The sequence below is a fragment of the Sinorhizobium sp. KGO-5 genome, assembly GCF_036245905.1.
Classification (GTDB): Bacteria; Pseudomonadota; Alphaproteobacteria; order Rhizobiales; family Rhizobiaceae; genus Sinorhizobium; species Sinorhizobium meliloti_A.
In genome coordinates this window covers 385,108-396,847 of the sequence record NZ_BDIZ01000004.1, presented here as the reverse complement: position 1 = coordinate 396,847, position 11,740 = coordinate 385,108, and the positions used below count along the sequence as shown (strand labels likewise).

General features: G+C 63.0%; 11 protein-coding genes. 2 read left to right on the top strand and 9 right to left on the bottom strand.

What is annotated here, in order from left to right; all coding sequences use genetic code 11:
• Positions 1-13: 13 nt before the first annotated feature.
• From BHD07_RS20290 to BHD07_RS20250, 9 genes are all read right to left on the bottom strand, one after another.
• Positions 14-958, bottom strand: coding sequence for a cytochrome c oxidase subunit II (locus BHD07_RS20290; RefSeq protein WP_100671936.1), 945 nt, complete (start codon positions 956-958; stop codon positions 14-16).
• Between the two features lie 136 nt (positions 959-1,094).
• The gene (locus BHD07_RS20285) at positions 1,095-1,481 is read right to left on the bottom strand and encodes a c-type cytochrome (RefSeq protein ID WP_275597471.1); all 387 of its coding nucleotides are present in this window, start codon (positions 1,479-1,481) and stop codon (positions 1,095-1,097) included.
• Between the two features lie 199 nt (positions 1,482-1,680).
• A complete protein-coding gene (locus BHD07_RS20280; protein ID WP_275597472.1) occupies positions 1,681-2,748 on the bottom strand; it encodes an ABC transporter ATP-binding protein in 1,068 nt (355 codons plus the stop codon).
• Positions 2,749-2,754: 6 nt separating this feature from the next.
• Positions 2,755-3,588 carry a carbohydrate ABC transporter permease gene (locus BHD07_RS20275; protein ID WP_018095793.1) on the bottom strand — a complete coding sequence of 278 codons (834 nt, stop codon included), beginning with the start codon at positions 3,586-3,588 and terminating at the stop codon, positions 2,755-2,757.
• Between the two features lie 4 nt (positions 3,589-3,592).
• Positions 3,593-4,528, bottom strand: coding sequence for a carbohydrate ABC transporter permease (locus BHD07_RS20270; RefSeq protein WP_018095792.1), 936 nt, complete (start codon positions 4,526-4,528; stop codon positions 3,593-3,595).
• A 97-nt stretch (positions 4,529-4,625) separates the two neighbouring features.
• A complete protein-coding gene (locus tag BHD07_RS20265) occupies positions 4,626-5,888 on the bottom strand; it encodes an ABC transporter substrate-binding protein (protein ID WP_100671932.1) in 1,263 nt (420 codons plus the stop codon).
• A 37-nt stretch (positions 5,889-5,925) separates the two neighbouring features.
• Positions 5,926-7,098, bottom strand: a complete 1,173-nt coding sequence (locus BHD07_RS20260) for a PLP-dependent transferase (RefSeq protein ID WP_100671931.1) — start codon at positions 7,096-7,098, stop codon at positions 5,926-5,928.
• Positions 7,095-7,811: a FadR/GntR family transcriptional regulator gene (locus BHD07_RS20255; protein WP_100671930.1), complete on the bottom strand. Its 717-nt coding sequence runs from the start codon at positions 7,809-7,811 to the stop codon at positions 7,095-7,097. Before BHD07_RS20255 ends, BHD07_RS20260 begins: the two co-directional genes overlap by 4 nt.
• A gap of 274 nt (positions 7,812-8,085) precedes the next feature.
• Complete coding sequence (locus BHD07_RS20250; protein WP_275597473.1) at positions 8,086-8,778, bottom strand: GntR family transcriptional regulator; 693 nt, start codon at positions 8,776-8,778, stop codon at positions 8,086-8,088.
• 123 nt (positions 8,779-8,901) lie between these two features.
• Between BHD07_RS20250 and BHD07_RS20245 the strand changes: the two genes are divergently transcribed.
• Positions 8,902-10,269 (top strand): glutamine synthetase family protein, encoded by a 1,368-nt coding sequence (locus tag BHD07_RS20245; protein WP_018095787.1) that lies wholly within the window; start codon positions 8,902-8,904, stop codon positions 10,267-10,269.
• Positions 10,266-11,579: an NAD(P)/FAD-dependent oxidoreductase gene (locus BHD07_RS20240; RefSeq protein ID WP_275598089.1), complete on the top strand. Its 1,314-nt coding sequence runs from the start codon at positions 10,266-10,268 to the stop codon at positions 11,577-11,579. Before BHD07_RS20245 ends, BHD07_RS20240 begins: the two co-directional genes overlap by 4 nt.
• Positions 11,580-11,740: the final 161 nt, after the last annotated feature.

The following is an 11,740-nucleotide window of genomic DNA, read 5'->3' as shown; positions in this document are numbered from 1 at the left end:
TTCACGGCACCTCCTACTGCGCCGCTGAGGCGGCGACCGTGGTCGCCGCCGGGCCGAAGCATTCTCGCTCTTCTTCAAAAAGCGCGAATGCTCCGGTTCCTTGTTCGATCGCAACTCCGGACGAAAAGCCGCTACACGCTTTTCCTGGAATTGCTCTTGTTTCCGATGATGCGGACAGTTGCGAAAAGGTCTGCTGCTCGGCGAGCCAGGCCTGGTAGTCTTCTTCGGTGTCGACCACGACGGTACCGCGCATCTGCGGGTGCCCGACGCCGCAGAGTTCCGCGCAGAGTATCTCGAAGGTTCCGGTCCGCGTCGGCGTCAACCAGAAATAGGTGACCATGCCGGGCACCATGTCCATCTTCGCGCGGAATTCGGGGACGTAGAAATCGTGCAGGACGTCGACCGACCTAAGCAGCATCTTGACCGGCTTGCCGACCGGCAGGTGAAGCTCGCCGCCTTCGATGATGATGTCGTCCTGCCCGGCGGCGTCGTCCCGATTGACCCCGAGCGCGTTTTCGGGGGCGATATCGCGCGCTTCCGTCGTGCCCAGCTTACCGTCCGCGCCGGGCAGCCGGAAGCTCCACAGCCATTGCTGGCCGATCACCTCGACTTCGGTCGCATCCTGCGGGACGGTGACGAACTGGTTCCAGACGAAGAGGCCCGGCGCCAGCATCGCCGCGACACCGAAGGTCGTGCCCGTCGCGAGCCAGCCTTCGAGCCGCCTGTTCTCGGGCTCGTAAGCGGCGGTATTGCCGGGTCGGTGGCGGAAACGCAGGATGCAATAGGCCATGAACAGGACCACGGCGGTGAAGGCGATGCCGGTGATCCAGAAGGTGATGGTGATGGTATTGTCGATGTAATTCCAATTGGAGGCGATCGGGGTCCACCACCAGGGACTAAGCAAATGGAACAACACCGAGCCGACGGCCAGCAGAACCAGAATTACTACCACCGCCATTCCCTGACCCTCCCCCGCCGTGATCGGCCGTGAGACGAATACGCAATCGCAGAGTTCCGATCACAATTATTGCACGAACGGAAAATACTGGCAAATCATCGGGACGAGATCGAATTCTCGCTTCCCGCAAGTATTCCTATTTGGGATGCTGCTTCAGGTAGGCGATCACATTGGCAATCTCCTCGTCCTTCTTGAGGCCGGGAAATACCATCTTGGTGCCTTTGACCATGGCCCTGGGGTTATGGAGATACTCGGCGAGCGTCGCCTCGTCCCAGACGAGACCACCCTTGCCCGCATCGATCATGGCTTGCGAATATTTGAAGTCAGCATGGGTGCCGGCCGTCCGGCCGATGACGCCTTGCAGCGAAGGACCGACCTTGTTCTGGTCCTTGTCGATCACGTGACAGGTGGCGCATTTCTTGAAGACGGTGGCGCCGGCCTCGGCATCGCCCTCCTGGGCAAGCCCGGCGACCGGACAGAGCGAGAGTGCCGAAAAAGACAGGGCAGCAAGTGCAATTCGCATGATACTTCCTCAATTTCGCCCGGCGCGGGGCAAGGAAGGCTATCGTCAAATCTGCTTTGGCGGTGCTTGCTTCTCTTAAGGAATGGTGCGCCGGGGCGGTTGATACGTGCGACAGGAAAGAAGCTAGTCCTTGTCGTAGAGAAGTCAATTGCTCCTTCTGGCTAAGCCTGAACCTGCGGGCCGCCATTCGGCGCGTGCGTCAGACGCGCTTGCCCTCCGCATCGAAGAAATGCAGGTGGTGGGCGGGGAAGTGGACGGGGATCGTGCCGGACGCCGTCAGGAACGACCGGTCGTTGGTGAAGACCTTGAAGGGCGCCCGCCCGAGCGAGAGATGCAGGATGATGCCGAAGCCCGTCGGCTCGACGAGATCGACGCCGGCAAGCAGCGTCTCCGGGCCGTGGCCGGCAAGCACGACATGTTCGGGACGGATGCCGAGCGTCACCTTTGCGTTATTCGAAAGGGGCGCGGCCGCGTCGAGCGGGATGCCGATCTCATCCGACATCTCGAAGCGCGGCGCGTCGCCCGCGTGGTAGGTACCTTCGAAGAAGTTCATGCCCGGCGAGCCGATGAAGCCGGCGACGAAAAGATTGGCCGGACGGTCGTAGAGATCGAGCGGGCTTCCGACCTGCTGGACCACGCCGCCGTTCATGGCGACGATCCGGTCCGCCAGCGTCATCGCCTCGATCTGATCGTGCGTTACATAGATGGAGGTGGCGCCCAGATCCTTGTGCAGTTTCTTGATCTCGGCGCGCATCTGCTCGCGCAGGCGCGCATCGAGATTGGAGAGCGGTTCGTCGAAGAGAAACGCCTTCGGCTCGCGCACGATGGCGCGACCCATGGCGACGCGCTGGCGTTGGCCGCCGGAGAGCGCCTTGGGGCGGCGATCGAGCAACGGGTCGAGGCCGAGCTTGGCAGCGGCGCCAGCAACGACCGTCGTTATCCTATCCTTGGCCGTCTTGCGGAGCCTCAGGCTGTAGCTCATGTTTTTCGCGACCGACATATGCGGGTAGAGCGCGTAGGACTGGAACACCATGGCGATGTCGCGGTCCTTCGGGGCGAGTTCGTTGACCCGCCTGCCGGCGATGCGGATCTCGCCGCCGGTCACGCTCTCGAGCCCGGCGATCATGCGCAGAAGGGTGGACTTGCCGCAGCCGGAGGGACCGACGAGCACGACGAATTCGCCGTCGCTGATCTTGAGGTCGACGTCGTGCAGCACCGGGTGGGTACCGTAGGACTTCTTGATGTTGGCGATGTCGATGGAAGCCATTGCGTTTCAGCCTTTCACCGCGCCGGCCGTGAGGCCCTGGACGAGATAGCGTTGAATGAGGAGGAAGAAGAGGCAGGCCGGTATCAGCGCCAGCACGCCGGCGGCCATCATCTGCCCGAAGTCGACCGAGAATTTCGAAACGAAGGACAGGAGCCCGACCGGGAAGGTCGCCTGCGCGTTGCCGGAGATCAGCATCAGCGAGAAGAGCAGTTCGCTCCAGGCGGCGGTGAAGACGAAGCCGAGGGTCGCGGCGATTCCGGGCAGCGTCAGCGGCAGGATGATCTGGCGGAAGGCGACGAACTGCGTCGCGCCGTCGATCATCGCCGCCTCTTCCAGGTCCTTCGGAATGCCGTCGAAGAAGGACTGCATCAGGAATGTCGCGAAGGGAACGTTGAAGGCGGTGTAGACGACGACGAGACCGGTGAGGCTGTTGGTCAGCCCCAGCGGCGAGAGGATCTTGAAGATCGGCGCGACCAGCATCACCAGAGGAAACATCTGCGTCAGCAGCATCAGCGTGACAAGCCAGTATTTGCCGCGGAACCGGAAGCGCGAGAGCGCGTAGCCGGAGAGCGAGGCGAGGATGGTGACGATGACGGCGGTCGACCCGGAAACGATCAGGCTGTTGCGGAAGAACACCGGGAAGGCGCTGTGCCGCAGCACGAAGTCGAAGTGTTCGAGGCTCGCCCGCGACGGCCAGAGACGAATGCCCTCCGAATAGAGGAGATCGTTCGGCGTGACGGCGACCTTGAGCAGCCAGAAGAGCGGGAAGAGCGCGAAGGCGATATAAGCGAGGATCGCCAGGCGATGCGCAATGGTCAGAAATGCTTGTTTGGCGCGCATGGTCTCAATCCTTGCTCAGGAGCCACTGCCGCAGGATCACGATCAGCAATGAATAGGCGAGGAGCAGCGCCAGCAGCACCAGCGCGATCGCCGAGGCATAACCGAAATCCAGCCGCTTGAACGCCTGGGTGAAGATGTAGCTTGCGACGATCTGGGTTCGGTCCGCCGGCCCGCCATTTGTCATGACGATGATGAGATCGGCGAAATTGGAGATCCAGACCGTACGCAGCAGAATGGTGATCGCGATCGTGGGCGCCAGGAAGGGAAGGGTGATCGAAAGGAAACGCTGCACCGGGCCGGCGCCGTCGATGCTCGCTGCCTCGTAAAGGTCGCGCGGGATCGCCTGGAGCGCTGCCAGCAGTGTGATCGCGAAAAAGGGGATACCCCACCAGATATTGGCAATGATCGGTCCCCACATGGCAAGCTGGGGATCGGACAGAATGTTGGTCGGCTGGCTCATGATGCCGAGGGCGAAGAACCAGTGCGGCAGCGGACCGACGACGGGGTTGAAAAGCCAGGCCCAGTTGAGGCCGGCCAGGAAACTCGGCACCGCCCAGGGCAGGAAGACGAGCGCCTGTGCAACCGCACGCCCATAGAATGGCTTGTCGAGCAGGAGTGCCAGGATGAGCCCGAAGGCGAACTGCAGGAACACGGAGGCGCCGGTCCACCAGAGCGTGTTGCGCAGCGAACGGAAGAATGCCTGGTCCTGGGCGAGCGCACGGAAGTGATCGAGGCCGACGAAACCGCCGGAGAAGGGGTTGAGCAGCTGGATGTCGCGGAAAGCGTAGGAGATGCCGAGCACCAGAGGCACGAGCATGACCGTAACGATCAGGATGAGCGCCGGAGCGGTATAGAGATAGGGCGCAGAGGCGTCGGCGATCCGCTTCATCAGCGGCGGACGGGTTGCGGGCAGGCCGTCATGGCGTGCGGCATAGGCCATCGATCGAAATTTCCCCTTTTTTGACCGCCGTTATCGATCGGCGTGCCTTTTCCTGCGTCGGACGACCGGCGGCGGCTGACCGCCGCCGGTGCCTGCGTTACTTCTTGCTTGCGAGGTACTTCTGCTGCGCCTTGGTCAGGTAGTCGGCCCATTGATTGGCGAGCTCTTCCGGCGTGATGTCGCCGAGCAGGGCCTCCTGGGTCGTCTTGATGGCGAGCGAATCCTTGAAGAAGGCGAATTCTTCGAGATAGGTCGGCATGACCGTCAGCACGACGTCCTTGTCGGCGAGTTCGTCGAACCAGCCCTTGAACTGCGGGCTCGCATAGAAGGGGTCCTTCTCGGCCGACTTATGGACGGGCAGCGCGCCGGTGCGCTTGTTCCACTCGATATTGCCTTCGGGGCCTTCCAGCGTTTCGATCAGCTTCCAGGAGAGATCTTTGTTCTGGCTGGCGGCAAGAATCGACCAGCCGGCAAAGCCGATCGTGGTAAAGGCCTTGCCGCTCGGCCCCTTGGGCATGGTGGTGACGCCGAAATCCTCCGGCTTCATGCGCTGGGCGATCGCGATCAACGCGTCCGGATCCTGGTCGAGGAAGGCGCAGGTGCCGCTGTAGAAGCCGGCGACGATCTCGTTGAAGCCCCAGTTGACGCTATCCTTGGGGGCGAGGCCGTTCTTGTAGAGGTCGATGACCCAGGTGAGGCCCTTGATCCAGCCCTCGCTGTTCATCGTCGAGGTGCCGTCCTCGTTGAAGAACTTGTTGTCGCCGGCCATGGTCGCGCCGAACATCACCCAGCCGTTGAGACCGCCCGGACCGCCGCGCAGGCAATAGCCCGATTTGCCCGGCAGCTTGGAGACCGCCTCGGAAGCCTTGACGAAGTCGTCCATCGTCTTCGGCGGTTCGGAGACGCCCGCTTCGGAGAGCAGCTTCTTGTTGTAGAACATCGCCCGGAGATAGAAGCCATAGGGCAGCATATAGGCGGTGTCGTTGACGTCGCGGCCGAGTTCGAGCGCGCGCTCTGTGAGGCCGGGGGTGTGCTCCCACTTTTCGAGATAGGGCTCGAGGCTTTCGAGCATGCCGTTATTGGCGTAGAGCGACAGCCAGGTGTCCGGCATTTCCATGACGTCGGGGATTTCGCCGGCCGAGACCATGGTCGCGAATTTCTGGAAGGCTTCGCCCCAGGGCAGCGAAATGATCTCCACGGTCGTGCCGGGGTTCGCCTGTTCGAACTTGGCGACGATCGACTTCAGCGTTTCGGTGCGCTCGGGGCTGGTGATGACCTCGACGAGCTTCAGCTTGGTGTCGGCAAGGGCGCTGCCGGCCATCAGCGTGGCAAGCAGGGTGGTGGTGATCAGTTTCCTCATTTTATCGTTCCCTTTGTTCTCGCTGGTTGCGTGTTCGTCAGCCTGATGAAGCGGCTGTCATCGCCGTTTCGAGATCGCTCCAGAGGGCCTCCGTTCCCTCCAGGCCGACATGGAGCCGTACCGACCGCGGTGAAATGCCGAAGGCTGCCGCGGAATTGGGCTCGGCTTTCTGCGCCAGGACGACTTCGCCCGGCACGATGAGGCTTTCGTGGCCGCCCCAGGAGACGCCGAGCTTGAAGAGTTTCAGGTGATCGGCGAAGCGGCGCACGTCGACGCCTTCGCGGAAGATGAAGGAGAAAAGTCCGGAGGTGCCGGAGAGACCGGGGGGCAGATGGTTGCCGAGGCCCGGGTGGCAGACGGTTTCGACCAGCGGATGCTCGGCCAGACGACGGGCGACCGCGAGCGCCGAGCGCTCATGTGCCTTCATCCGCACCGGCAGCGTGCGCATGCCCCGGATCAGCAGCCAGGCGTCGAAGGGCGAAAGCTTGCCGCCGAGATAGGGATAGGCTTCCGAACGGATGCGGCCGATCAGGTCGCTCGACCCGGCGACGACGCCGGCGACGACATCGCTATGGCCGCTCAGATATTTCGATGCGGAGTGAATGACGAGGTCGACGCCGAGCGAGACCGGCTGCTGAAACACCGGACTGGCCCAGCTGTTGTCGATGACCGTGACGATCCCCTGCCGGCGTGCGAGAGCCGCAAGCGCTGCGACATCGTGCGCGTCCATCACCCAGCTTGTCGGGCTTTCCATGTAGAAGAGCTTGGCGCCTGGAAGCGCCCTGGCAACCGCCTCTTCGTCGCGCCCGTCCACATAGGTGACCTCGATACGCATGCGCTTCAGATGCGTGCCGAAGAGGCGGAACGCATCGGGATAGACATGTTTCACGGCGACGATGCGGTCGCCCGGCTCGACGAAGGAGAGGACTGTGGAGGAGATCGCCGACATGCCGCTTGCGAAACCGATGGCGTCTTCGGCGGCTTCGAGCTTCGCCAGCATCTCCTCGAAATGCCTGACCGTCGGGTTGAGGCCGCGGGTGTAGATAGGCCGCACGCGCTCGCCCCGATAGGAAGCGACCATCTCGTCATAGTTCTTGAAGGTGAAGAGCGAGGTCTGCACGATCGGCGGTACGACTGCATCGAAAGCGTTGCTTTCGTCATGCGCGACGATAAGGGAGGCTCTCTCGAACGGATCGAGGCCGTTGTTCATTTGGACATTTCCTTGATGTCTTCCTCGACGACCGCGAGGATTTTCAGCGTTTCCGCGCGCGCGGCCTCGGCGTCCTGCGCCGCGATCGCATCGAAGAGCGTTCGGTGAAAGGGAAAGGAGCGCCTTGCGAAGTCCGAGCGGTCGAAGGGCTCGTCCCAGAAGCGTTCGAAGGCCTCGCGCATCTGTTCGAGCAGTTGCTTGAAGAGCGGATTGTGGGTCGCGTCGTAGATTGCAAGATGGAAGGCGAGGTCTTCCGGGCCGGAGGTTCCCTTGGCGAGATGGACCCGCTCCATCTCGTTGAGCTTCGTTTCGATGTTGACGAGGTCGGCCTCCGTGCGGCGCCGCGAAGCGACCATGCCGGCCTCGACCTCGATGCCGCGCCGCACTTCGAGCGTCTGCAGCAGCGCGTCGCGAAGGTGCTCCGTGTCGAGCGCCAGCGGCATGTGGATGGTTGCGGTGGAAATGGCGCGCAGGAGATAGGTGCCGCTGCCCTTGCGCGCCTCGACAACGCCGAGCGCCTGGAAATGGCTCAGCACCTCACGAATGGTGGAGCGGCCGACGGCGAGCGCCGCCATCATTTCCCGCTCGGCAGGCAAGCGATCCCCGGGGTTCAGCCCCGATCTTTGAATGAAATCGGCAAGAGCGGATATTACCTGCTGCGCCCGGTCTGCGGGCGGCAGGGGCAGGAGCATCGCTCTATCCTGCAGGGGCATCCGGTTCTCCCAAGAACCATAATTGGTCTGACATCTGAGCAATATGCAGGGGACAGGAGAGGTGGTCAAGGGCCAGATGAGCGTCGCGTTGCGTCTTGAGGTCTGCCCCTCACCCTAGCCCTCTCCCCGCTTGCGGGGAGAGGAGACGAGTCCGTATTGACCCATCGAGGCTGAAGCGGAACACAGGGGTGTCCCCTCTCCCCGCGCGCGGAGAGGGCTAGGGTGAGGGGCAGATCAGGGTGGTTACCCTACTGGAGCAGACGCAAGGCCTCATTCACCGCGCAAGCGCGAGCAGCTTGCCGATCGCCTGCTGATCGAAGCCGCCGATGCCCTCGCGGATGTCGGCGGCGATGGCTTGCGCCACGGCGTCCTCGTCACGCCGTCTCAGGGCCTCGATGGCCTCACGGTGACGGTCGATGACATAGAATTCCGTGACGTGCTCCATGGCAATGCCGAGGATCGGCCCGAGCTGGAGCCAGAGGCTCTCTACGAACGGCATGACGACCTGATCGGGATTGGCCGTATAGATCCGCCGGTGAAATTCCTGATTGGCGATCAGCGCCTGCGCTTTCTGTCCGGCCAGGATCGCGGCCTCGATCGCGTCATCCAATGCGATGATGCGGTCTATCTGCCGGTCGGAGAGATGGGCGACGGCCCTGCGCGCGGCGTGGCTTTCAAGCGCGATACGAAGCGAGATCAGCTCCTCGAAACGCGCCGGCGTGATTCGCGGCACGACGATCCGCCGGTTCTCCAGAAATTGCAGGGCACCGATCGAGGTCAGCTGACGCAGTGCTTCGCGCACCGGCGTGGGGCTGCTCTCCAGCGCATTTGCGAGCCCGCGTATGGTGACGGAGGTTCCGGGCCGGAAGGCGCCCACCATGATCGCCTGCCTGAGACGCGCAAAGGCATAGTCGTGGGTCGTCATGCCTTCCGGCCGATCAAGGGCGGGCAGAGCAAGGGTCTTCAAGACGGCGATTCCTCCCGCACGCGGGCGTTGGAACGAGTCGATCCTACCGACCCGGGGCAGCTTGACTTCAAAACTGCAACTATGTCAATTTCCCGATAATGTGATCACAAAAAGAAATACGATATGTCAATCGATGCGGACGACCCGGAAGTGTTCCAGTCCTGGCTTGAGCAGAACGGCCCGATAGAAAGTATCCAGGCGGTGATTTGCGACCTGAACGGCATCATGCGCGGCAAGCGGGTGCCGGTGGAGCAGGCCAGGAAGGTGCTCGGCGGCGGCATCCGCATGCCGCTCTCGATCGTAGGCGTCGACGTCTGGGGTGAGGACATCATCGGCAGCGCGCAGGTCTTTGCGACCGGCGACCGCGACGGCATCTGCGGCGTCACGGGGCGAGGGGCCCTGCCGGTCAACTGGACGTCGCGGCCGAGCGCGCTGGTTCCGCTCTGGCTGTTCGTCGAGAACGGCAGGCCCTTTCTTGCCGATCCGCGCCAGGCGCTCGCGGCGATCATGCGCGAATATCGCGAACTGGGGCTGCGCCCGGTGGTGGCGACGGAGCTGGAATTCTATCTCATCGATCCCGAGCCGGACAGCGCCGTCCCGCCGATCTCGCCCTATACCGGCAAGCGGCTCGATTCCGACGCGATCCTTTCGATCGACGAGCTCGACGATTTCGGCGAGTTCTTCTCCGACGTCTACAGGGAGTGCGCGCGGCAGAACGTGCCGGCCGATGCGGCGATAGCCGAAAACGGCATCGGCCAGTTCGAGATCAATCTGCTGCACAGCGACGATCCGCTGAAGGCGGCGGATGACGCGATCTTCTTCAAGCGCATCGTCAAGGGGGTCGCCCGCAAGCACGGGCTCGCGGCGACCTTCATGGCCAAACCCTACGGCACCCGTTCCGGCAACGGCATGCACATCCATTTCAGCCTGCTCGACGAGGAAGGCAACAACGTCTTCGACGACGGCAGCGACGAGGGATCGGCCGTGCTCAAGCATGCGGTGGCCGGCCTCCTGCGCGGCATGGCCGAGACGACGCTCATGTTCGCCCCGCACTTCAATTCCTACCGGCGGCTGCGGCCCGACACGCATGCGCCGACCTCGATTTCCTGGGGTTACGAGAACCGCACCTCGGCAATCCGCATTCCGGGCGGCAATCCGGCGGCGCGGCGGATCGAGCACCGCGTCGCGGGCGCCGACGCCAATCCCTATCTCGTCATCGCCGCGATCCTCGGCGCGGCGCTCGTAGGCATCCGCAACAAATGGAAGCCGCCGGCGCCCGTCGAGGGACGAGCCTATGCGACGGAGAAATTGCCCAAAATTCCTGCCGATTGGGGGCAGGCGGTCGACGCCTTCGAGGCCGGACCGATCGCCGCCGAGATCTTCGATCCCGTGCTTCGCTCCATGCTGATCGCCTGCAAGCGCCAGGAGATCGCCGGCTTCGCCGAGCAGGTCACGGATTACGAATTCAGCGCCTATCTGGAAATCGTCTGATGGCACGGAAGCAGAAATCCTACGCCGGGGACGGCAGCTACCCGACGAGCTATTACGCCGCCTCGCGCAACATCATCCGCAATCCGGTCATGCTGGAAGGCCGGATCGAAACCGACATCTGCATCGTCGGCGCGGGGTATTCGGGCCTGTCCACGGCCATTCATCTTGCCGAAAAGGGCTACAAGGTCACCGTGGTCGAGGGCGCGCAGGTGGGCTGGGGCGCCTCCGGACGCAACGGCGGCCAGATCGTCAACGGCCTCAATGCCGGCCTGGCGACGATCGAGCGCCGTTACGGCGAGGATGCCGCCCGCTTCATCGGCGGCCTTGTGCAGGAAGGCGGACGGATCATTCGCCGGCTCGTCAGCGAGTATCGGATCGAGTGCGATCTGAAGCCCGGCAATATCTATGCCGCCTATACCGGAGCCCACATGAAGGAGCTCGAGGCCAAGCAGGCGCTCTGGCGCAAACACGGAATGGACGATCATCAGCTTCTCGACCGCGAGGCGCTGCGCAAGCTCGTCGATTCCGAGGCCTATTGCGGCGGCATGCTCGACACCACCGGCGGCCATATGCATCCGCTCAATCTGGTGCTCGGCGAGGCACGCGCCCTGGAGAGCCTCGGCGGCGTGATCTACGAGATGTCACCGGTGACCCGTGTCGACCACGAATCGGCCCGGCCGACCGTCCATACCGAGAGGGGCGAGGTTTCCGCCCGGATCGTCGTGCTTTGCGGCAACGCCTATCTTGGCGATGCCGTGCCGAAGCTCGCCACCCGCGTCATGCCCGTTTCGACCCAGATGATCACCACCGCGCCGCTCGGCGAGGAGCTTGCCCATTCGCTGATCCCGAGCGACATGTGCGTGGAGGACGTTCGCTACATTCTCGACTATTTCCGGCTGTCCGCCGACAAGCGGATGATTTTCGGCGGCGGCACCGTCTATGGCGGTACCGACCCGGCGGATGTCGTGGCAAAGCTCAGGCCAAATCTCGAAAAGGTCTTTCCGCGGCTCAAGGGCGTGAAGATCGACTATGCCTGGAGCGGCAACTTCGCACTCTCCTTCACGCGCGTGCCGCAAATGGGGCGGATCGGCAGCAATACCTATTTCGCCCATGGCTATAGCGGTCATGGCGTGACGGGCTCCCACCTTTTCGGCCGCACTCTTGCCGAAGCGATCGACGGGGACGCGGCGCGCTTCGATGTCTTCGCGAAGCTGCCCTGGTATCCATTCCCCGGCGGACGGATGTTCCGCGCGCAGTATTCGACTGTCGGATCGTGGTGGTACATGCTCAAGGACGCCGTCGGCTGGTAGCCGGGGCGATCGCTTCTGGGCATCGGAGACCTTCCGCACTGCCCGGCAGGCCGGTTAAACGAATTTTTCATTTCTCGTTTGATCCGTGGGAAAAAATTATCTAGGAATTCGATCAAGAATATAGGAGAACAACGGCTACAGGCCACGCCCCAACAGCGGAG

Coding starts and splice junctions, on each gene's coding strand:
- BHD07_RS20290 (WP_100671936.1), bottom strand. CDS start 958: ATGGCGGTGGTAGTAATTCTGGTTCTGCTGGCCGTCGGCTCGGTGTTG.
- BHD07_RS20285 (WP_275597471.1), bottom strand. CDS start 1,481: ATGCGAATTGCACTTGCTGCCCTGTCTTTTTCGGCACTCTCGCTCTGT.
- BHD07_RS20280 (WP_275597472.1), bottom strand. CDS start 2,748: ATGGCTTCCATCGACATCGCCAACATCAAGAAGTCCTACGGTACCCAC.
- BHD07_RS20275 (WP_018095793.1), bottom strand. CDS start 3,588: ATGCGCGCCAAACAAGCATTTCTGACCATTGCGCATCGCCTGGCGATC.
- BHD07_RS20270 (WP_018095792.1), bottom strand. CDS start 4,528: ATGGCCTATGCCGCACGCCATGACGGCCTGCCCGCAACCCGTCCGCCG.
- BHD07_RS20265 (WP_100671932.1), bottom strand. CDS start 5,888: ATGAGGAAACTGATCACCACCACCCTGCTTGCCACGCTGATGGCCGGC.
- BHD07_RS20260 (WP_100671931.1), bottom strand. CDS start 7,098: ATGAACAACGGCCTCGATCCGTTCGAGAGAGCCTCCCTTATCGTCGCG.
- BHD07_RS20255 (WP_100671930.1), bottom strand. CDS start 7,811: ATGCCCCTGCAGGATAGAGCGATGCTCCTGCCCCTGCCGCCCGCAGAC.
- BHD07_RS20245 (WP_018095787.1), top strand. CDS start 8,902: ATGTCAATCGATGCGGACGACCCGGAAGTGTTCCAGTCCTGGCTTGAG.